Source organism: Streptomyces sp. NPDC031497, from assembly GCF_055580905.1.
Genome location: NZ_JBVIKO010000024.1, coordinates 138,628 through 158,238 on the forward strand (window position 1 = coordinate 138,628; position 19,611 = coordinate 158,238).

At 70.8% G+C, this 19,611-nt stretch carries 17 protein-coding genes and 1 pseudogene; 10 read left to right on the plus strand and 8 right to left on the minus strand.

Annotated features, from left to right (window positions below; genetic code table 11):
- Window positions 1-22 precede the first annotated feature (22 nt).
- From ACZ5K7_RS37330 to ACZ5K7_RS37340, 3 genes are all read right to left on the minus strand, one after another.
- Window positions 23-1,114, minus strand: a complete 1,092-nt coding sequence (locus tag ACZ5K7_RS37330) for a HAMP domain-containing sensor histidine kinase (RefSeq protein WP_351705093.1) — start codon at window positions 1,112-1,114, stop codon at window positions 23-25.
- Window positions 1,111-1,851, minus strand: a complete 741-nt coding sequence (locus tag ACZ5K7_RS37335) for a response regulator transcription factor (RefSeq protein WP_351705096.1) — start codon at window positions 1,849-1,851, stop codon at window positions 1,111-1,113. The genes ACZ5K7_RS37330 and ACZ5K7_RS37335 overlap by 4 nt, the downstream gene beginning before the upstream one ends.
- A 110-nt stretch (window positions 1,852-1,961) precedes the next feature.
- Complete coding sequence (locus ACZ5K7_RS37340; protein WP_351705099.1) at window positions 1,962-2,669, minus strand: spermine/spermidine synthase domain-containing protein; 708 nt, start codon at window positions 2,667-2,669, stop codon at window positions 1,962-1,964.
- Between the two features lie 398 nt (window positions 2,670-3,067).
- Between ACZ5K7_RS37340 and ACZ5K7_RS37345 the strand changes: the two genes are divergently transcribed.
- Complete coding sequence (locus ACZ5K7_RS37345; protein WP_468920926.1) at window positions 3,068-3,895, plus strand: rhomboid-like protein; 828 nt, start codon at window positions 3,068-3,070, stop codon at window positions 3,893-3,895.
- Between the two features lie 152 nt (window positions 3,896-4,047).
- On the opposite strand, the gene ACZ5K7_RS37350 is transcribed toward ACZ5K7_RS37345, so the two are convergent.
- Complete coding sequence (locus ACZ5K7_RS37350; RefSeq protein WP_468920929.1) at window positions 4,048-4,851, minus strand: GNAT family N-acetyltransferase; 804 nt, start codon at window positions 4,849-4,851, stop codon at window positions 4,048-4,050.
- A 194-nt stretch (window positions 4,852-5,045) separates the two neighbouring features.
- On the opposite strand from ACZ5K7_RS37350, the gene lon reads away from it, so the two are divergent.
- The gene (gene lon / locus ACZ5K7_RS37355) at window positions 5,046-7,466 is read left to right on the plus strand and encodes an endopeptidase La (protein WP_351705108.1); all 2,421 of its coding nucleotides are present in this window, start codon (window positions 5,046-5,048) and stop codon (window positions 7,464-7,466) included.
- A 163-nt stretch (window positions 7,467-7,629) separates the two neighbouring features.
- On the opposite strand, the gene ACZ5K7_RS37360 is transcribed toward lon, so the two are convergent.
- A complete protein-coding gene (locus tag ACZ5K7_RS37360) occupies window positions 7,630-8,436 on the minus strand; it encodes a lysozyme (protein WP_351705111.1) in 807 nt (268 codons plus the stop codon).
- A 275-nt stretch (window positions 8,437-8,711) separates the two neighbouring features.
- On the opposite strand from ACZ5K7_RS37360, the gene ACZ5K7_RS37365 reads away from it, so the two are divergent.
- Window positions 8,712-9,203 (plus strand): MarR family winged helix-turn-helix transcriptional regulator, encoded by a 492-nt coding sequence (locus ACZ5K7_RS37365; RefSeq protein ID WP_351705114.1) that lies wholly within the window; start codon window positions 8,712-8,714, stop codon window positions 9,201-9,203.
- A gap of 34 nt (window positions 9,204-9,237) precedes the next feature.
- On the opposite strand, the gene ACZ5K7_RS37370 is transcribed toward ACZ5K7_RS37365, so the two are convergent.
- Complete coding sequence (locus tag ACZ5K7_RS37370; protein ID WP_468920934.1) at window positions 9,238-10,026, minus strand: hypothetical protein; 789 nt, start codon at window positions 10,024-10,026, stop codon at window positions 9,238-9,240.
- A 408-nt stretch (window positions 10,027-10,434) separates the two neighbouring features.
- Between ACZ5K7_RS37370 and ACZ5K7_RS37375 the strand changes: the two genes are divergently transcribed.
- The 5 genes from ACZ5K7_RS37375 to ACZ5K7_RS37395 are packed head-to-tail and all read left to right on the plus strand — an operon-like array spanning window position 10,435 to window position 16,205.
- Window positions 10,435-13,371 carry a nitrate- and nitrite sensing domain-containing protein gene (locus ACZ5K7_RS37375; protein ID WP_468920936.1) on the plus strand — a complete coding sequence of 979 codons (2,937 nt, stop codon included), beginning with the start codon at window positions 10,435-10,437 and terminating at the stop codon, window positions 13,369-13,371.
- Complete coding sequence (locus tag ACZ5K7_RS37380; RefSeq protein WP_351705122.1) at window positions 13,368-13,871, plus strand: roadblock/LC7 domain-containing protein; 504 nt, start codon at window positions 13,368-13,370, stop codon at window positions 13,869-13,871. The genes ACZ5K7_RS37375 and ACZ5K7_RS37380 overlap by 4 nt, the downstream gene beginning before the upstream one ends.
- Window positions 13,868-14,299, plus strand: a complete 432-nt coding sequence (locus ACZ5K7_RS37385) for a DUF742 domain-containing protein (RefSeq protein WP_351705124.1) — start codon at window positions 13,868-13,870, stop codon at window positions 14,297-14,299. Before ACZ5K7_RS37380 ends, ACZ5K7_RS37385 begins: the two co-directional genes overlap by 4 nt.
- On the plus strand, window positions 14,280-14,915 hold the full coding sequence (locus ACZ5K7_RS37390; RefSeq protein WP_351705127.1) for a GTP-binding protein: 636 nt from the start codon (window positions 14,280-14,282) through the stop codon (window positions 14,913-14,915). The genes ACZ5K7_RS37385 and ACZ5K7_RS37390 overlap by 20 nt, the downstream gene beginning before the upstream one ends.
- A 36-nt stretch (window positions 14,916-14,951) precedes the next feature.
- Window positions 14,952-16,205, plus strand: a complete 1,254-nt coding sequence (locus tag ACZ5K7_RS37395; RefSeq protein WP_468920940.1) for a styrene monooxygenase/indole monooxygenase family protein — start codon at window positions 14,952-14,954, stop codon at window positions 16,203-16,205.
- 845 nt (window positions 16,206-17,050) lie between these two features.
- Here ACZ5K7_RS37395 and ACZ5K7_RS37400 read toward each other — a convergent pair.
- On the minus strand, window positions 17,051-17,731 hold the full coding sequence (locus tag ACZ5K7_RS37400) for a hypothetical protein (RefSeq protein ID WP_468920943.1): 681 nt from the start codon (window positions 17,729-17,731) through the stop codon (window positions 17,051-17,053).
- Between the two features lie 234 nt (window positions 17,732-17,965).
- On the opposite strand from ACZ5K7_RS37400, the pseudogene ACZ5K7_RS37405 reads away from it, so the two are divergent.
- A pseudogene (locus ACZ5K7_RS37405) lies at window positions 17,966-18,109 on the plus strand (site-specific integrase); the annotation flags it as partial.
- 227 nt (window positions 18,110-18,336) lie between these two features.
- On the opposite strand, the gene ACZ5K7_RS37410 reads toward ACZ5K7_RS37405, so the two are convergent.
- Window positions 18,337-19,026, minus strand: coding sequence for an HAD family hydrolase (locus tag ACZ5K7_RS37410; protein ID WP_468920945.1), 690 nt, complete (start codon window positions 19,024-19,026; stop codon window positions 18,337-18,339).
- Between the two features lie 317 nt (window positions 19,027-19,343).
- Between ACZ5K7_RS37410 and ACZ5K7_RS37415 the strand changes: the two genes are divergently transcribed.
- Window positions 19,344-19,611: transposase family protein (locus ACZ5K7_RS37415; RefSeq protein ID WP_468920948.1), on the plus strand; the 268-nt coding region annotated here is incomplete at its 3' end.

Sequence of the window (19,611 nt, forward strand, 5' to 3'; positions counted from 1 at the left end):
CTTTACGTCAACTTGGCACGGATCAAAGCCCCGGCAGGGTGACGATAATCCTGCAGCCCCGGTCGGATTCGGCCACGCCGATCCGGCCGCCGTGCAGATCCACCGCCCACCGGGCGATCGCCAGCCCCAGCCCCGTACCGCCGTCGCTGCCGGGCCCGTGCGGCCGTCGTACGGCTCCCCGGTTGAAGCGCTCGAAGACGCGGTGCCACTCCGAGCGCGGAATGCCGGGTCCCTCGTCCAGGACCTCCAGCTCCAGTGACTCCGGCTGCTGGCCGCGCCGCGCCTTCAGGGTCACCCGGCCGTGCGGCGGGCTGTGCTTGACCGCGTTGTCGATGAGGTTCGCGACGACCTGGTGGATGCGCTCCGGGTCGGCGTGCGCGGTCAGCTCCGGCGGGGAGACGTCCAGGTGCAGATGGACGTCCGTACGGGTGTGGCTGCCGGAGTTCGAGGCGAGGCCGCGCGCCCCGGCGACCATGTTGGCCTCCTTGAGCACGCCCGAGAGGTACGGCCACACCTCGAAGCGGCGCTGCCGCAGCGGTACGACGCCGTTGTCGAGGCGGGAGAGGTCAAGGAGGGTCTCCACGAGCCGTCCGAGCCGCTCGGTCTGCTTCAGGGCCGTGCGCATGGTCTCGGTGTCCGGCTCGGCGATGCCGTCGACGACGTTCTCCAGGACGGCCCGCAGGCCCGCGATGGGCGTGCGCAGCTCGTGCGAGACGTTCGCCACCAGCTCCTTGCGCTGGCGGTCCTGGGCCTCCAGCTCGTCGGCCATGACGTTGATCGTCTCGGCCAGGTCGCCCAGCTCGTCCCGGCGGTTCTCGCGCACCCGGCGGGTGTAGTCACCCTGCGAGATGGACCGGGCCACCGCGTTCATGTCGTCCAGCGGCGCGGTGAGCGAATGGGCCACGAACTGCGTTATCAGCAGTGTGGCGATCATCGAGAAGACCGTGATGAAGCGCAGCTCCGTCTTGGTGTGCACCGCGATCATCGACAGACCCGTGGTGATCAGGACCGAGACGACGACCAGCGCGCCGAGCTTGGTCTTGATCGAGAACGGGCGTACGGCACCCCAGGGCTCCTCCCCGGGGCCTCTCGGTCCGGCCGGCCCGGCGCTCATGGCGTCGGTGTCTCCAGCGCGTAGCCCACACCGTGCACCGTGCGGATCCGCTCGGCGCCGATCTTCCGGCGCAGCGCCTTGATGTGGCTGTCGACGGTCCGGGTGCCCGAGGCGTCCGCCCAGTCCCACACCTCGGCGAGCAGCTGCTCACGGGAGAGCACCGCGCGCGGGGTGTTGGCCAGGCACACCAGCAGGTCGAACTCGGTCGGCGTGAGGTGCACGTCCTCGCTGCGCACCCGCACCCGGCGCTGTGCGTGGTCGATCTCCAGCTCGCCGAGGCGCAGGATGCCGGACCGGGGCGTGGAGGCCGCGACGGCCGCCCGCTCCACCCGGCGCAGCAGGACGTGCACCCGGGCCGCCAGCTCCCGCATGGAGAACGGCTTGGTCATGTAGTCGTCGGCGCCGACCCCGAGGCCGACCAGCATGTCGGTCTCGTCGTCGCGCGCGGTGAGCATCAGCACCGGCACCGGCCGCTGGGCCTGCACACGACGGCAGACCTCCAGACCGTCGAAGCCGGGCAGCATGATGTCGAGGATCAGCAGATCGGGCTGCCAGGCCTCGGCGGTGTCGACGGCGGCCGGCCCGTCGCCCGCCGTTTGCACGAGAAATCCCTCGGCGCGCAGGCGGGCCGCGATGGCGTCGACGATCGTGGCGTCGTCCTCGACGACCAGAACCCGGCGCTGGGCGCCCGGAGTAGCCGTCGCCGTGCCGTTTTGGGAGGTGTGTGTCTGCTCCATCGCCCGCCCCTGTGTGCTTTCCGGAACCAGTGGGGTGATCCCATGACTGCGATTGACGCTTGAATGATCCGCGTCAGGGATGCACATTACGGGGACAGGCGGCGCACTCGCTATCCAGGGCGGACGGCAAGGTGAACGACGTCCGGAACGCCCCGGGCAACCGGGATCTCTTCGGTACGCACCTGTTTGAACCCGGCATTCCACAAGGATTCCTCGAATTCGGAAGAGGGCTGCGCGGACCATACGGCGAGTACCCCGCCCGGCCTCAACACCCTTGCGCAGCTTGCGAGTCCGGCCGGTGAGTAGAGGCCCTCGTTGTCCTCGTCGACGGTCCAGCCGGGCCCGTTGTCGACGTCGAGGCACAGGGCGTCGAATGTGGCGGAAGTCTCATTGACGTACGCGACGAGATCGTCTTCGACGATCGCCGTGCGCGGGTCGGCGAACGCGTCCGCGGACAGGAAGGACAGCGGGCCGTCCCGATGCCAGTCGACGACCGCCGGCTCCCGCTCCACGACCGTGATCCGTCCCCAGCGGGGATCGCGCGCGGCGTGCGCGAGGGAGAACCCGACGCCGAGGCCGCCGATCAGCACGGCCGGCTCCGCCCGTCGGTCCAGGGCGTCCCGGGCGGCGTCCACGAGCAGCCGCTCCGAGCGGCCGTCGGAGGTGTCCATCAGGAAGCAGCCGTTGGCGATGATCTGCAGCAGCCCGCCGTGCCGGCGCAGGACCACTTCGCCGTACGGCCCCTCGCGCCGGTCCAGGACCACGGGGGAGCTGTCGTCCAGAGAAGTCGCGCCGGTCGTGTCCGCGAGGTTGGCCATGCCGGCCATCCTGCCCCAACAGGGCTTTTCGGCCACGCGAATTATCGGTGTCGGACGGTCGCAGGGGTGTCACTCGTTCGAGGGGCCACCCGGCGCTTCGCGCCCTCCGGTGGCCTCGGGCGGCTCATATGGTTCCTCCCGACCCCTCGCAGTTCTTCGGAAAATCCTGTGAATCGCTCCCCGCGTGGCCTCGGTCATAGACAGCGACTCGGGGGACGGCGAAGGCTGGTGAGGTGAAACGGAAGGAGCGCCTCACCGTGGAACGGACCGTTGGGGCTGCGTCGACGCCCACACCGCAGCCCTGTCCGGCGACTTCGCCGGGCGCCCTTCCGGCTGCGTCGGCGGGGGCGCTCGCGTCCGCTTCGGCGGGACGCCTGCCGGCTCCCGCGTCCGAGCTCATGCCGGGTGACTCGCCGGGGCCTCTTCCGGGTGCGTCGGCGGGGCCGCTCCCCGTCGCGGAGGTCGCCGTCCTGCTGGACGGTGTGCCTCGGCAGCGTGGCTCCGGTGCGGTCCGTGATCCGGAGGCCCCCGGCCGCCCTGTCCTGCGGGTGCGTCCCTGGCGGCTGCTGCCCACCCCCGGCGGTGCCCCGGTCACCTTCGTCTACACGGCGATCCTGGCCCTCACCTCGCTCTTCGCGACCTATGTGAGCCCTGGCCTCCTGCACACGGTGTACCAGGACTCCAGCACCGACGTCGCCCACCTCCTGCGCACACCGGTCTTCGTCCTGCTGGCCAGCGCGCTGTGGGTCGCCGGCGGGCTCCTCTCCCCGTACGCCCTCGCCTTCGTGCTCGCCCTGACCGCGCTGGAACGGCGGATAGGGGGTGCCCGGGCGATCCTCGTCTTCCTGGCGGGCCATGTGCTGGCCACCCTCGCCACCGAGGTCCCGGTCGGCCTCGCGGTCCTGGTCGGCCACCTCCCCGACAGTTCTCTGCACCGCCTCGACTACGGCATCAGCTTCGGCGTGGCCGCCAGCATCGGCGCCCTCTCCGGCCTGCTCACCCCCTGGCTGCGCTGGCCGCTGCTCGCCCTGGTCGGCTACAGCCTCCTCACGGACCTCGTCGCCTTCGAGGACCCGATGACCAACTGGGGCCATCTGATCTCGCTGGGCATCGGGACGGCACTCTGGCCGGTGGTACGGCGCTGGTACCAGGAGCGGCAGCAGGCCCCGGGCCGACACCGAGGGACTGCTCCTGCTCCCGGGTCGCGCCGTGCGGGCGGTTGGTGAGCTGGTACGGGTCGGCGGCCAGGTCGCAGAGGTGTGGACCGGCTCCTGGTCCTGCCGGTTCCAGCGAGGCGGGCGCCGCCGGGCGAGCCGTCGTCGTGGCCGGTCGCGCAGTTCCCCGTACCCCTGTGGGGTGCTGACGCGGGCCGCGACCGTCAGCCGGCCGGGGTCCATACGTACGGGGTCGTCGTCGTCACCGCCCTGAAGCCCAGCCGTTTCAGGATCGGGGCGCTGTCGTCCGAGGCCTCCACGAGGAGATAGGGGGCGTTCCTGGCCGCCGCCCGGGTCGCCCGCAGGGCCACCAGCGCGCGGTAGACGCCCTTGCCGCGCCACTCGGCCAGCGTGGAGCCACCGAGCAGCATGGCGAAGTCCGTGCCGGGCCGGAAGGCCACCCAGGCCGCCGAGACGACCTGGCCGGCCGCCTCGGCCACGTACACCTCGTTGTCGTCGGGCTCGACGGCGAGCCGGCCCCTCAGGTATCCGGCGATCCACGCCATGTCCTCGCCCCACACCGCCGTCTCCAGCGCGGCTATGCGGCGCAGGTCCGCGTCGGCGGTGACCCGGCGCAGGGACACCTCCGGGGGCAGCGCCGGGAACGGTACGGCCAGGTCCTCGACCTGGGCGATCACGACCGTCTCCCGCGGCTCGGGCACGAAGCCGGCCGCTCGCAGCCGGTCGGGGAGGTCCGCCGGGTCGTCGTGCCCGCGTGTCTTCCACTCCACCGCCTCGCCGCGCGCCGCGAAGAAGTCCCGCTGCCGGGCGATCAGCGCGTCCAGTTCGGGGCCGCGCACGCCGCCCCAGTCGCGCGGCCCCGTCACGAAACCGCGGTGCTGGCCCACGACCCGGAGTACGGGGCCGTCGTGCTGGTAGGTGATCCCGGGTGCGGGGACGGGCTGGACGGCGCGCATCTGGGCGTCGTAGGCGGCCAGCAGGGCCGCGTCGGTGTCGGTGTCGGTCATCGGCCGACCGTACGGGGAATGAGCCGGTGCGGATCAACTGTTTTCCCGTCCAGGCGTTGGCTGTTCTCCCGGTCGGACGCCCGTCACGGCCAGGTCACCACACGATCGCTCAGAGCGAACGCACCCCTGGGAACATTCCGAGGCTCACGTGCATTGAGTCGGCATAACTCAAGTTCAATGCCGAAGGGGAGATCATGGCTTCGACGTCCGCATCACTCACCCTCCCTGTGCTGCCCCTCGACGGCGAGGTCGTGCTGCCCGGGATGGTGGTCCCGCTGGACCTCAAGGACCCCGATGTACGTGCCGCCGTGGAGGCCGCCCAGGCCGCCGCCCGTACCGAGCCCGGCAAGCCCAGGGTGCTGCTGGTCCCGCGTATCGACGGCACCTACCCGAGCACCGGCGTGCTCGGCACCGTGGAGCAGGTCGGCCGGCTGGCCGACGGTGACCCCGGCGCGCTGATCCGCGGCCGTTACCGCGTCCGCATCGGCGCCGGCACCACCGGCCCGGGTGCCGCCCTGTGGGTGGAGGGCACCCGCATCGAGGAGAACGTCCCGGATCCGGTGCCCGGTCATGTCACCGAACTGGTCAAGGAGTACAAGGCCCTCGCCACCGCCTGGCTGCGCAAGCGCGCCGCCTGGCAGGTCGTGGACCGGGTGCAGGCCATCGACGACGTCTCCGCGCTCGCCGACAACTCCGGCTACTCGCCGTTCCTGACCACCGAGCAGAAGATCGAACTCCTGGAGACCGCCGACCCGGTCGCCCGGCTGAAGCTCGCCACCCAGCAGCTGCGCGACCACCTCGCCGAGCAGGACGTGGCCGAGACCATCGCCAAGGACGTCCAGGAGGGCGTCGACAAGCAGCAGCGCGAGTTCCTGCTCCGCCGCCAGCTCGAAGCCGTCCGCAAGGAGCTGCGCGAGCTGAACGGCGACTCCGCGAAGGACGGCGAGGAGTCCGACGACTACCGCGCCCGCGTGGAGGCCGCCGACCTGCCGGAGAAGGTCCGCGAGGCCGCCCTCAAGGAGGTCGACAAGCTGGAGCGGTCCAGCGACCAGTCGCCCGAGGGCTCGTGGATCCGCACCTGGCTGGACACGGTGCTGGAACTGCCGTGGAACGAGCGCACCGAGGACGAGTACGACATCCAGGGCGCCAAGGCGGTCCTGGACGCGGAGCACGCCGGCCTGGAGGACGTGAAGGAGCGGATCACCGAGTACCTGGCGGTGCGCAAGCGCCGCAGCGACCGGGGGCTCGGGGTCATCGGCGGGCGCCGCGGCGGTGCCGTGCTCGCCCTCGTCGGTCCGCCCGGTGTCGGCAAGACCTCGCTCGGTGAGTCCGTCGCCCATGCCATGGGGCGGAAGTTCGTCCGGGTCGCCCTCGGCGGTGTCCGGGACGAGGCCGAGATCCGCGGTCACCGGCGGACGTACGTGGGTGCGCTGCCCGGCCGGATCGTGCGGGCCATCAAGGAGGCCGGTTCGATGAACCCGGTCGTCCTGCTCGACGAGATCGACAAGGTGGGGTCCGACTTCCGGGGCGACCCGGCGGCCGCCCTGCTCGAAGTCCTCGACCCGGCGCAGAACCACACCTTCCGCGACCACTACCTGGAAGTCGAACTCGACCTGTCGGACGTCGTCTTCCTGGCCACCGCCAACGTCCTGGAGGCCATCCCGGAGGCCCTGCTCGACCGCATGGAGCTGGTCCGCCTGGACGGCTACACCGAGGACGAGAAGGTCGTCATCGCCCGTGACCACCTGCTCCCGCGCCAGCTGGAGCGGGCGGGCATCGACAAGGACGAGGTCGTCCTGGAGGAGAGCGCGCTGCGCAAGCTCGCCGGCGAGTACACCCGGGAGGCGGGCGTCCGCACCCTGGAGCGGTCGATCGCCCGGCTGCTGCGCAAGGTCGCGGCCCAGCACGAACTGGGGCAGCGGGAGCTGCCGTTCACGGTCAGGGACGAGGACCTGCGCGCCCTGATCGGCCGGCCGCACCACGTGCCCGAGTCCGCCCAGGACCCGGCCGAGCGCCGTACGGCGGTCCCGGGTGTGGCGACCGGGCTCGCGGTCACCGGAGCGGGCGGCGACGTCCTCTTCGTGGAGGCGTCGCTGGCCGACCCGGAGACGGGCGCGGCGGGGCTGACCCTCACCGGTCAGCTGGGTGACGTGATGAAGGAGAGCGCGCAGATCGCCCTGTCCTTCCTCCGCTCCCACGGCGCCGAACTGGAACTCCCGGTCGGCGACCTGAAGGAGCGGGGCGTGCACATCCACTTCCCGGCGGGCGCGGTCCCGAAGGACGGCCCGAGCGCCGGCGTCACCATGACGACGGCCCTCGCGTCCCTCCTGTCGGGCCGGCTGGTCCGCACGGACGTGGCGATGACCGGTGAGGTCTCGCTGACCGGCCGGGTGCTGCCCATCGGCGGCGTGAAGCAGAAGCTGCTCGCCGCCCAGCGCGCCGGGGTGACGACCGTCATCATCCCCAAGCGCAACGAGGCCGACCTGGACGACGTCCCGGCGGAGGTGCTGGACAAGCTCGACGTCCACGCCGTCACCGACGTCCGCCAGGTCCTGGAGCTGGCGCTCGCGCCCGCCACGAACGGCGCGACGCCGGAGGTTCCGGTAGCGGCGTGACGGACGCTGCCGGATGAAGAAGGCCCGGGTCCCCGCGAGGAGGCCCGGGCCTTCGCCCTGTGCGGTGTCAGCCGTCGGCGAGTGCGGTCACCCGGTCAAGGGCTCCGTTGCCGTGTCTTCCCGGGGGGACGATCCCTCGGCCCCCCGGCCGGGTCGGTGTGCGCTATCCGTTGGCGAGTGCGACAACCCGGTCAAGGGCTCCGTTGAACTTGTCGTGGTCTCCGACGGTCGGACCGGACGACGTGTACTGCCACGCCGTGTAGTACGACCAGCCGGCCGGCAGGGTGCCCACCTCCGAGGCGTACCGGGCGATCCACAGCGGGTTGGCGGCGGCGAATCCGCCGTAGTTGCCGGTGCAGTCGGTCCACCAGCTGGTGGCCGTGTAGATCACGGCGTCCCGGCCGGTGCGCGCCTTGTAGGTGTTCAGGAAGTCGGCGATCCAGCTGACCATCGAGCCGGCGGACTTGCCGTAGCAGGCGGCGCCGTACGGGTTCCACTCGATGTCGAGGACGCCGGGCAGCGTCCGGCCGTCCTTGGACCAGCCGCCGCCGTGGTCGACGAAGTAGTTGGCCTGGGTGGCGCCGCTCGTGGTGTCCGGGGTCGCGAAGTGGTACGCGCCGCGGATCATGCCCACGTCGTAGGAGCCGTTGTACTGCTGGGTGAAGTAGGGGTTCGTGTAGTACGTGCCTTCGGTCGCCTTGGTGTACGCCCATTTGACCCCGCTGCTCAGCAGGGTCGACCAGGCGACGTTGCCCTGGTGGCCGGAGACGTCGACGCCCTCGGTCTGGGTGGCGTCGCCGCTCTTGGGGGTACCGCTCTGGCCGTCGTGGGGCAGCACGCCCATGCCCATGTACGCCGAACCGCGGGCGGGGGCGCCCGTGTCGGCATGGGCCGGGGCCAGGGAGACCGTCGCGAGCAGCAGCGCGAGCAGTCCGGTGACGAGAGTGGGGGCGGGTCTGTGCACGGGCATGACGTGCCTCCGTGGGGTGAGGTGGGGTCCCAGATATGCCAGAGACGGTCGGCGGGAGAGGCGCGACACGACGCGAGGTCACACGGCGCGACGCCAACCGCTGGCGTGGGCATGCCATCGATTGCCTGGTGGAGACGCTACGCACGGAGAAGAAGCCGGGGAAGGGGGTCCGGACGCCGCCGTTGGTCTACGCCTGCGAAATACTTGGCGAGCTGCGGTGATGACGGGGTTTGACGGAAACTTTCAGGACTGCGAAACCGATCAGGGGTGCTGACGTGCACGAGGACGAAAAGGGCGACGAACAGCCCGCCGCCACCGGGTTGACGCCGAGTGGTGCGGACCAGGAATTCCTGGCTCTGGAGCGCGAGTTGACGGTGCTGCTGCGGCGCGCCCGGGCCAGCCAGGGGGAGATGGCCCGCGAGGTCCACCCCGACCTGGAGTCCGCCGCCTACGGCCTGCTGGTCCGGCTCGACGAGTGCGGCGGCCAGCGCGCCACCGAACTGGCCGGGTACATCGGCGTCGGCAAGGCCACCATGTCCCGCCAGCTGCGGGCCCTGGAGGAGCTCGGGCTGATCGCCCGCGAGCCCGACCCGGCCGACGGACGGGCCTGGCTGGTCGCGCTCACCGACGAGGGCCGGCGCCGGGTCGGCACGGTCCGCGAGGCCCGCCGCGGCCGCTACGTCCGCCAGCTCGCCCACTGGCCCCGGCTGGAGGTCGCCGAGCTGGCCCGGCTGCTGCACCAGCTGAACGGCGTCATGGAGAAGTAGCCGCCGCCGGGGGCTTCGGAACCCGCCGGCGGCCTCAGAACTCGACGTGCACCACCGTCGCGTCGTCGTGCGTCTTGCTCCGCCGCAGGAACGCCCGCTTCTCCCGGTCGGCCGCCTCCAGCTCCCGTACCCGGTCCACCAGCGCCCGCGCGCCCTCTTTGCGTACGACGTCGAAGAGGGCCGCCCAGTCACCCTCGCGGAACTTCTCGGTCCAGCGGGTCGCCCCGTCGGTGAGGGCGACGAGCGCGCCGACCCGGTGCCGGGGCACGGTCCCGGTGACCGCGCGGGCCGCGACCGAGGGGTCGGCGGCGGCCGTGAAGAAGCCGCCCTCCTTGTTGCGGACCGTGGCGTCGGCGATCGCGTCCGTGACCAGGGAGGAGCGGGGGACACGGTCGAGCCGGTCGTCCAGGACCGGGGTGACGGCGCCACCGGGGGAGCGCAGGAGCAGCGCGGAGTCGGACAGGACCAGGTACTCCACGGTCTCCTCGGACCAGCGGGTCAGGACGACTGTCGCCTGGGGCGTGCGCGGGTGAGAAAGGTCACAGGTGTCACCGTGTGCGTCGGCTGTGCGGCGGATCGCCCGTTCGAGGACCTCCCGCAGCGTCAGATCTGGTGCCGAAACGGTCAGTTCGGTCAGCGCGCCACCGAGGCGCGCGGTGAACCAGGGGACGGAATGCAGACAGCCGGTTCCGTCCTTCGGCGGGGTGACCCCGTCCAGGACGATCACGCAACCCCCCTGCCCCGAGGCGGGAAGTCCGACACCGGCGAAGTCCTCGTTGGGGCGGTCGGGGGCGCCGGGTTCCGAAACGACTTCAGTACGCATTCGGCCAGTCTGCACGACCCCTTCACGATCTCCGCCAAAGGCTGGCAACCGTCCGGGAATTCACGCAGTCTCGCAGGTCAGCCGCCTGCTTTGGGGTGGAATGACGTACTCCGGGAAGGCGTGGTGGCGAATCCTGTCAAAGCCTGTCGTCCGCGTCCAACCGGCCAGCCGGAAAAGGCCCCCACGGGGTCCACCGGAACTTGCCCGCCAACTCCCCTCCGATGTTCACTCCTTCGGGTGGCGGGTCAGGCGATGCGAGACCGCCGCCCACCGGCGCTGGGAGGGTCGGGGACCTACATAACGGGTGCACGTAGCGGGTACACGCACCACTTGGCACCGAAATGCCGGGGATTATGACGGGGTGCCACCCGGCCCCTTGGGTACACGAGTTCAGGAATGCGAGCACCGGTGCAGAAGACGCGGCCTCGGCGCACAGGCAAGAAGACGGCCTCCGAAACGGGCGCCGTCGCTCCCGTCGGCACCGGCCGCCGCAAGCATGTCCGCACACGGCTGATCGTGGCCGTGGCGGTGGTCGCCGCGGCGATCGCGGGGGCCGGCGCGCCCGCCGTGCTGACCGCCTCCGGGCAGCTGAGCGACTCCCAGGACCTGGTGACCCTCGCCGGGCGCACCCAGGACGCGCTCTCGCTGGCCAACTCGCTCGCCGACGAGCGCGACGAGGTCACCTCCTACGTCGCGGCCGGCCGCCCCAAGTCCAAGGCGCCCTCGCAGGACCGCGGCGCCCGGGTCGACCGCCAGGTCGAGGACCTGCGCGCGGACACCGACATCCCGGGCTGGCTGCGCACCGACCTCGACGGCATCGCGGCCGTCCGCCGGTCCGCGCTCACCGGCCGGAGCACGGCCCTCCAGGCGCACGAGGCGTACTCCCGGACCATCACCGAACTCCACCGGCTCGCCGAGGAACTGGCCGAGCAGACGCCCCCCAGGGCCGGCTCCGGCGCCTACGCGCTCGCCGAGCTGGACTCCGCCGTCCAGCAGTACGCGGCGGTCCGGGGCCTCCTGCTCGCCGCTCTGAACATCCCCAGCTCCACCCAGACCACGATCGACCCGCTCACCGGTCTGCCCACCACGAGCAAGACCACCTCCGATGCCGACCGGAAGCAGCGCGACGCGCTCACCGCCGCCGCCCAGCAGGCCAGGGTGCGCGCCGACGCGGCCCTCGCCGACTTCCGCGACACCGCGCCCAAAGCGGCGGTCGAGTCGTACGACTCCACGGTCACCGGCAACGACGTCAACGACGCGGACAAGTACCTGGCCGCCCTCACCGACCAGCCGACCCTCTCCGACGACGACCTCGCCACCGGCACCAAGAAGCTGGACACGGCGCTGTCCGCCCGGGTCGACCTGATGCGGGGCGCCGAGTCCGCCCTCTACACCCACCGCACCAAGGACCTCGCGGGGCTCCGTGACGACGACGTCACCGCGCTGGAGATCCGGGTCGCGGTGCTCGGCGCCCTGATGCTGGTGGCGGTGGGCATCGCCACGGCCATGGCCCGCACCCTCACCCGCCCCCTCTCGGTGCTCCGCCGGGGCTCGGCGCGGCTGGCCGAGGCCGAGGACCCGCGCACCGAGGAACCGATCACGTTCACGGGCCGCAACGACGAGTTCGCCCAGGTCGTCCGCTCCGTCAACGCCCTGCACGCGCACGCCGTCGAGCTCTACGACCGCATCGCCACCCTGGAGACCGACCGCAAGCACCTGGTCGGCCAGCGCCAGAAGATGGCCGACGCCCGCGAGGAGCTGCGCGCCGAACTGGCCGATGCCGGCGACCAGCTGCAGCGGCTGCGCACCAGCATCGGCGGCACCTTCGTCAACCTCGCGCTGCGCACCCTCGGCCTCGTCGAGCGGCAGCTCGCCGTCATCGAGGGCCTGGAGGAGCGCGAACAGGACCCGGACCGGCTGGCCACCCTCTTCAAGCTCGACCACTTCGCCACCGTCATGCGCCGGCACAGCGAGAACCTCCTGGTCCTGGCCGGTACCGAGCACGTCCAGCAGCACGCGGGCCCGATCCCGCTGGTGGACGTCGTCCGGGCGGCGGTCAGCGAGATCGAGCGCTACGAGCGGGTCCGGATCTCGGCCCTGCCCCCGCACGCGCACGTGGCCGGCTTCGCCGCCGACGACCTCAGCCACCTCCTCGCCGAACTCATGGAGAACGCCACGGCGTCCTCCCCGCCCGACATGCCCGTGGAGATCTCCGGCTGGCTGCTGGAGAGCGGCGAGGTCATGCTCTCCGTGCAGGACGAGGGCATCGGCATGACCGCCGACCGCCTGGTCCGCCTCAACGGCCGCCTCGCCGACTTCGACCCCGAGTCGCCGTACGACCAGGAGGGCGAGGACGGTCTCGGCCTCGGCCTCTACGTCGTGGCCCGCCTGGCCCACCGGCACGGCGTGCGGGTGCACCTGCGCGAGCAGAAGCAGGGCGGGGTGGCCGCGGTGGTGGTCCTGCCCCAGCCCTTGCTGGCCGCGGCCCCCACGACGGCGGTCCCGTCGGCCACGACGGCTTCCGGCGGCGCCCATGGCTTCTCCCTGCCCGGCGCGGACGCGGAGGTCAACTCCAACGTCCTGTACGGCCGCGCGAAGTCCGGCGACCCCCTGGTGACGCTGGCGGAGCAGGCCGTACGGGCCGCCGACGACCAGCCCGCCCACGAGCAGGCATCCCCGCCGAAGGCAGCGGCCCCCGAACCGACGGCCCGCCCGAAGGCCCCGCCGGAGACTCCCGCCGAGACGACGATGGAACTCCTGCTCCCGGACCCGACAGGCCTGGAGCCCGGAACGGCAGAGGAACCGACACGATCCACTGCCGCCGGGGAGCGGGCACACCCGGCTGCCACCGCCGGGGAGCAGGCGTACCCCGTCGTCGGGGAGCAGGCGCACCCCGCTGACGGTGAGGGGCACACGCGGCCGCGGTCCGCGGCCGCCGACGGTGAGCGGGCCCCGTTGGGGGCACCCGCACCCGACCACGGAGGCCGCACGAGGGGTGCGGGCGGGAACGGCGGCTTCGGCGAAGGCCGCACGGGCGGTGCCGTCGGCGACGGCAGCACCGACGACGAGGACCCGGTCACCAGCAAGGGCCTCCCCAAGCGCACCCCCAAGATCACCGCCCCCGCCCCGGCCCCCCGCCAGCGCGGCACCGGCGTCGACGCCGACGCCCTGCGCCGCAGGCTCGGCGGCTTCCGCAGCGGCGCCGACGCCGGCCGCCGGGACGTCGCGGCGGAGATCGCCGAGCAGACCGGCCAGAACCAGGTGCCGAGCACCACACCAGCCGTACCCGGATCAGTCGTGTCCGAAGAAGCCACGGGGGGCACTGTCGAGGAGGCAAGCAGTTGACCGCGCCCAGTACCTTCGGACTGAGCAGTGAGGCCCGTAACCTGCACTGGCTGCTGAGCAACCTCGTCGAGGAGGTGCCCGGTATCCAGTCGGTGGCCGTGGTCTCCTCCGACGGCCTGCTCCTGCTCTCCTCGGACCCCGGCCGGAACGAGGAGGCCCGTGAGGCCAGGAACGAGAAACGCACCGGGCCCCGCGGCTCCGCCGCCGACCTCGCCACCATCGTCTCCGGCATCGGCAGCCTGACCGTCGGCGCCGCCCGGCTGATGGACTTCGGCGGGGTCAAGCACACGATGATCGCGATGGACGAGGGCAGCCTCTTCGTGATGTCGATCAGCGACGGCTCGCTGCTCGGCGTACACGGCTCCGCGGAGTGCGACATGAGCGTCGTGGCGTACCACATGGCGCTGTTCGTCGGCCGCGCCGGTCACGTCCTGACCCCCGAGCTCCGCACCGAGCTGAGGAAATCCCTGGAGGCAGACGCGACGAGGAGCGGCCAGTGAGCAACGCGCCGAAGAACCGCAGGCAGAACCTCCCGGTACGCGGCGGCGACCGCAAGCCCGCCCGCGTCCGCCCCTACTCGCTCACCGGCGGCCGTACCCGCTTCGGCCACGTCCTCCTCGTGGAGACATTCGTCGGCAGCACAGCCGCGCTGGAGGCCCCCGAGGAGCGCAAGGAACTGACGAATGGTTCCCTCAACACCCGGGTGATGCCGGAGATGCGGGCCATCGTCGAACTGTGCCGCCGGATGCGCACGGTGGCCGAGATCGCCGCGCTGCTGAAGATGCCGCTCGGTGTGGTCCGGGTCCTGCTCAGTGACCTCGCGGACCAGGGAAAGATCCGTGTGTACGGAACCGGTACCGGTCACGGCGTCGGCCGCCCTGACCGCGCTCTGCTCGAAAGGGTGCTGAGTGGACTACGCCGTCTCTGACGCCTCCGGCGTCGCCCCGCTCCTCGACGGGGAGGAGCATGTGCGGTCCTGGCAGACGGACCGCACCCGGGCCCCCATCGCGACGAAGATAGTCGTGGCGGGCGGTTTCGGCGTCGGCAAGACCACCCTGGTCACCGCCGTCTCGGAGATCACGCCCCTGCAGACCGAGGCGCTGATGACCGAGGCGAGCGAGGAGACCGACGACCTCACCGCCACGCCCGGCAAGCTCACCACCACCGTGGCCATGGACTTCGGCCGCATCACCCTCGACGACGACCTGGTGCTCTACCTGTTCGGCACGCCGGGCCAGCAGCGGTTCTGGTTCATGTGGGACGACCTGGTGCGGGGCGCGATCGGGGCCGTCGTCCTCGCGGACACCCGGCGCCTGAAGGACTGCTTCCCGGCACTGGACTACTTCGAGAGCTGCGGACTGCCGTACGTCGTCGCGGTCAACCACTTCGACGGCAGCGAGCGCTTCGAACCCGAGGACGTGCGGGAGGCATTGACGATCCCGCCGCGCATACCTGTAATGATCATGGACGCCCGCCGTCGTGTTCCGGTGATCGAGACGCTGTTGTCCCTGGTCGCCCACGCGCTGGACGAAACCCCCGAGTAGCCCCCGAGTAGACCTTCGTTAGGAGCCACCACCCGCATGCGGAAGATACTCGTCGTGGGGGCCGGCCAGTCCGGCCTCCAGCTCGCCCTCGGCCTCCAGTCACACGGCTACGAGGTCACCCTGATGTCGAACCGGACCGCGGACGAGATCCGCTCCGGCCGGGTCATGTCGACGCAGTGCATGTTCCACACGGCACTGCAGCACGAGCGCGATCTCCAGCTGAACTTCTGGGAGTCCCAGGCCCCGAAGATCGAAGGACTCGGCGTCTCGGTCGCCGCCCCCGGCTCCTGGGGCGAGGGCCCCGCGGCCCGTGCGATCGACTGGGTGGGCAAGCTCGACGGGTACGCGCAGTCGGTCGACCAGCGGGTCAAGATGGCCGGCTGGATGGAGACCTTCGCCCAGCGCGGCGGCCAGCTGGTCATCCACGGCGCGGCGGTCGGCGACCTCGACTACTTCGCCCGGACCTACGACCTGGTGCTGGTCTCGGCGGGCAAGGGCGAGCTCGTCCAGATGTTCGGCCGGGACGCCTCCCGCTCCCCCTACACGGAGCCGCAGCGCGCCCTCGCCGTCGCCTACGTCCACGGCCTCGGCTCCCGCCCCGAGCACCCGGACTTCCACGCGGTCCGCTGCAACCTGGTCCCCGGCGTCGGCGAACTCTTCGTCATGCCGACCCTGACCACCTCCGGACCGGCCGACATCCTCTTCTGGGAGGGCATACCCGGCGGCCCGCTGGACGTCTTCAACGGCGTCAAGGACCCTGCGGAGCACCTCTCCCTGACCCTGGAACTCATGGAGCGGTACACGCCCTGGGAGTACGCGCGGGCCACCAAGGTCGAACTGACCGACGCCGGCGGCACACTGGCCGGCCGCTACGCACCCACCGTCCGCAACCCCGTCGGCCGCCTCCCCGGCGGCGGCCTGGTGCTGGGCGTCGCGGACGTCGTCGTCGCCAACGACCCGATCACCGGCCAGGGCTCCAACTCGGCGGCCAAGTGCGCCGCCGCCTATCTCGCCTCGATCCTCGAACAGGGCGAGAAGGAGTTCGACGAGACCTGGATGCAGCAGACCTTCGACCGCTACTGGGACACCGCCCAGCACGTCACCAAGTGGACGAACGCGATGCTCGCCCCGCCGCCGGAGCACATCCTCAACCTGATCGGCGCGGCCGGCCAGCTCCAGCCGGCCGCCGACCGCTTCGCCAACGGCTTCGACGACCCCTCGGACTTCGAGAACTTCTTCTACGAGCCGGAGAAGACAGAGGCGTACCTGGCCTCCCTGGCCGGAGCCTGACGGGGCCTGGCGGGGCCTGACCTGGGCTCCGGCTGTCGTCCTCGGTCGTTGTGGGTCGATGTCGGCTGGCCTTGGACGGCCCACAGACGGCCCCGGACTCGATCCAGAGCCGGGATACCTCTGGCGCCCCCGCCTGGGAAGGCGAGGGCGCCGAGGAGGACGACATGAACCAGCGGCATGAGGGCCGTCAGCACGGCCGTGCCCAGGGTGGCTTCCCAGGGCATCACGATGACGCTCGCCATCTTCAGCACCAAGACCGGTCCAGCCGTCGAAGCAGCGGTGGTGCCGAGGCACTTCAGCGTCTGCAGCATGTGTCCGGTCCACCTCTCCGGCACGGCCGTCTGGATTTCCAGACTCTCCGGAGAAGCAGAGATGGTGAGTCGCCGCACGCGGCTGACAGGCGTGGTTTTCTCTCCGGCCTGGAGCATCAGTTTGGTGGGCTGCGTACGCGGTGTGTCGGTGAGCTGGGGGCTTTGGTGCGCGCGACCGCGGTTCCCTGTTGTTCCTCGTCAGCGCTCGTCAGCGCTCGTCAGCGCTCGTCACTTCCGGCACGCCGAGGGGCACGCGTGCATCAGCTCCGGATGGCGCCCGGTGGCCCGCCATCAGAGGGAGATGGGGCACGGTGGCATGTCGGTCGGAAGGCCCTGATTGTTGCCGACGGCTGACCAGGTGACTGCCAGGGCTGCCGCATCCCGCTCTTGTCCCCGAGCCTTCATCGGCCGCATTCGGCCCGAGATGGCCAGGCGCCTCTGAATGCGTGCTTGACGGCCCCTGCCCTGCTGCTCGGCCGGCCAGGGGCCGCTCGTTCCGGGGAACCTGCAGTTACTCGTTGCGACTTCTGCCGATCAGGGCTGGGGTGTCACCGCGGTCCACTGAGACTGAGGCGTCGTTCCCTGCGCCGGAGCGGGACATACGAGCGTGGTGCCGTTGGCCGCGCAATGCAGCGTGTAGACCGAGCCGCCCTGAGTGATGATCTTGTAGAACGCGTCACTGCCTTGAGCGTCGACCGAGACGCCGCAGACCGGGGAATTCGTGGGAAATCCGGTGATCGTGCTGAGGTCGGTCCAGCCGGCCGCGTTGGCCGGGCCCGAGACGATGTTCGGGTTGTCCGGGGTGGTGTTGGTGTTGGGGCGTCTGCCGGCGAATGGCACCCCGTTGACGAGTGCGGCGAGGAATTGCTCCATGCCGTTCGGCTTCGTCGAATCGACACCGGTGCCACATGCGGTCGCAGTTGCGGTCACCGTTGCGGTCGCGGTTGCGGTCTTCGTTACGGTGACGGTGGGTTTCGGGTGGGTGGTGTCGCAGTCGTCGTCGCCTCCCCGCTGGCTGGGCTTGTGGTGGTCGCAGTGGGGATCGACGGCGTATGACACGCCAGTCTGGGACGCTACGCTGGCGGCCGCCGCCACCGCGGGGGTCCCTACCGCGACCGTAACCGCCGTCGCGATCGCGGCGAGCCTGCGGACCCTGTTGGAGCCGCCGTGACCGGCTGGCCCGAGTTGCGAGGTCGTTCTGTGTTCAGGACTCATGTGGGTGCTCCTTGCTGCTAAGTCCCGGGTGATCCCCGAGGCCACATGCGGAGCTTGGCCTGGGTGCATCGGAGCACCGGTCTGATAGTCGGAAACACGCTTGTAGATCAATAAATCGGACTAGCTGACATCTTCCGAATGGGGCGTTTTCTGTGGATTATCTGTGCGTGACGGACCTGGCCGATACTCCGGCATAAACGCCCGCCACCATGTCTCCGGCCCACCGGCCGGCCCATCAGCCGCTCTGGCCATATCCAAGACCGCTGGTACAAGACCGAAACCGAAACCAACGGCAAAGAGAGCAAGGTCAAGACCGACCGCCACGGAACCGGCCTGCGTTACCGGGCCCGCTACGTCGGCCCCGACGGCACCGAGAAGTGCTGCCGTTGACGACGGATACCTGAGCCGTAACCCGGTTCCCGCGCGACCAGTGTTTCGGGGCTCCACTGACGTACCAAGTTGATCCGGCTCCACCGGTATGACAAGACAGTTCAGGCCAGGGTCAGGAGGGCCTGTGCATGCGGCCGCAGCTTGCGGGACCGGACGGTGTTCGGTCGCCGCCGGGCCCCCAACACCGCGCCGAAAGTCGCCCCGGTCGGGCCACGTCAGAGGAGCTGGAGCACCTCGGCCAGCGCGCCGGGACGCTGGGCAACGGGCAAGGGATCGACCAGGTGGACCCGGCACCCCAGCGTGGCAGCTCCGACGTCCGCAACTGGCTCGTCTCCCACCATGAGTGCATCGCCGGGCGCCACGCCGAGCTTGTCGCACGCCATCTGGAAGATCCGGGGATCGGGCTTCTTCACCCCGCACTCGAAGGAGAGGAAGTAGGCGTCCACGAGGTCATCGACACCGTGGTCGCGGAAGACAGGGCGCATGTCCCAGCCGATGTTGCTGACGACAGCGACCGGGATGCCTCGCCCGCGCAGGGCGCGAAGGGATTCCTCGGTGTCGGGATAAGGCAGCCATGCCCCGGACACTTGGGAACGTTCATACAGGGCCTCGGCCAGGTCAGCCGCAGGCAGCTTCGCTTCCCGGGTAAGGGCTGTGAAGGCAGCCCGGTGTCGTTCGGCGGTCAGGTCGCGCTCCCGCCACAGTGCCTCCAGATGGGGCGGCACTGTGCGCGGAGGAACCCCTCCGGGCTGAGCCCCGAACTCTTCCAGCCGGCTGACGCACGCGTCGAGTTCAACCTCGGGCACGTCCAGACCAGACCTCGTTGCCACCGCGTGCAGCCACTGTGCGGCCGATTCGATCCGGAAGAGGGTCCCGGAGAAGTCGAACATCACACCCTTGATCATGCAGCCGATCCTGGCGGCTCCGACGAGCCGGCCGCAAGCCCAAGACGATCACCGGCCGCACCATCGCGGCCAGTGGAACCACCCGATCGAAGTGGGGCCAAATCACCGTGCTATGGGGGCGTGAATCACTCCAACACCCGCCCCCTGCGACCCGCCGCTGGGGCCAGAACAACTCCGTGCACTGGAGCCAAAACAAGGGTCTGGCACAAGTTCCGTGAGCCGGACACGCGTTGTAGTTGTTGATCTTCTTGCGGTGGGTGCGGAAGTCGCCTTGAAATCGTTCCTCGTGTGGGTGGCACGGCCGACATTCGGTGGCCGTGAACGAGGTGTTGTCCCGGCTCCAGGAGTTGTTGTTCCCGTCGGTCCCCGGCGTCGCCGTCGTGGCCGTAGATACGCACGGCGAGGCGATACGCGTCGAGGCCCGGTGCACGCCCACCGGGGCCGCCTGTCCCGACTGCGCTCACTGGACGGAACGGGTCCACAGCTCCTACCTGCGGTTTCCGGCAGATCTGCCCGCTGCCGGGCGACGAGCACAGCTCGCGTTGCGGGTTCGGCGGTTCTTCTGCACGGCCTCGGCCTGCGGCC

What these genes read in the sequence shown, in the direction of transcription:
- ACZ5K7_RS37330 (WP_351705093.1), bottom strand. Translation starts at nt 1,114, where the DNA reads ATGAGCGCCGGGCCGGCCGGACCGAGAGGCCCCGGGGAGGAGCCCTGG.
- ACZ5K7_RS37335 (WP_351705096.1), bottom strand. Translation starts at nt 1,851, where the DNA reads ATGGAGCAGACACACACCTCCCAAAACGGCACGGCGACGGCTACTCCG.
- ACZ5K7_RS37340 (WP_351705099.1), bottom strand. Translation starts at nt 2,669, where the DNA reads ATGGCCAACCTCGCGGACACGACCGGCGCGACTTCTCTGGACGACAGC.
- ACZ5K7_RS37345 (WP_468920926.1), top strand. Translation starts at nt 3,068, where the DNA reads ATGCCGGGTGACTCGCCGGGGCCTCTTCCGGGTGCGTCGGCGGGGCCG.
- ACZ5K7_RS37350 (WP_468920929.1), bottom strand. Translation starts at nt 4,851, where the DNA reads ATGACCGACACCGACACCGACGCGGCCCTGCTGGCCGCCTACGACGCC.
- lon (WP_351705108.1), top strand. Translation starts at nt 5,046, where the DNA reads ATGGCTTCGACGTCCGCATCACTCACCCTCCCTGTGCTGCCCCTCGAC.
- ACZ5K7_RS37360 (WP_351705111.1), bottom strand. Translation starts at nt 8,436, where the DNA reads ATGCCCGTGCACAGACCCGCCCCCACTCTCGTCACCGGACTGCTCGCG.
- ACZ5K7_RS37370 (WP_468920934.1), bottom strand. Translation starts at nt 10,026, where the DNA reads ATGCGTACTGAAGTCGTTTCGGAACCCGGCGCCCCCGACCGCCCCAAC.
- ACZ5K7_RS37395 (WP_468920940.1), top strand. Translation starts at nt 14,952, where the DNA reads ATGCGGAAGATACTCGTCGTGGGGGCCGGCCAGTCCGGCCTCCAGCTC.
- ACZ5K7_RS37400 (WP_468920943.1), bottom strand. Translation starts at nt 17,731, where the DNA reads ATGAGTCCTGAACACAGAACGACCTCGCAACTCGGGCCAGCCGGTCAC.
- ACZ5K7_RS37410 (WP_468920945.1), bottom strand. Translation starts at nt 19,026, where the DNA reads ATGATCAAGGGTGTGATGTTCGACTTCTCCGGGACCCTCTTCCGGATC.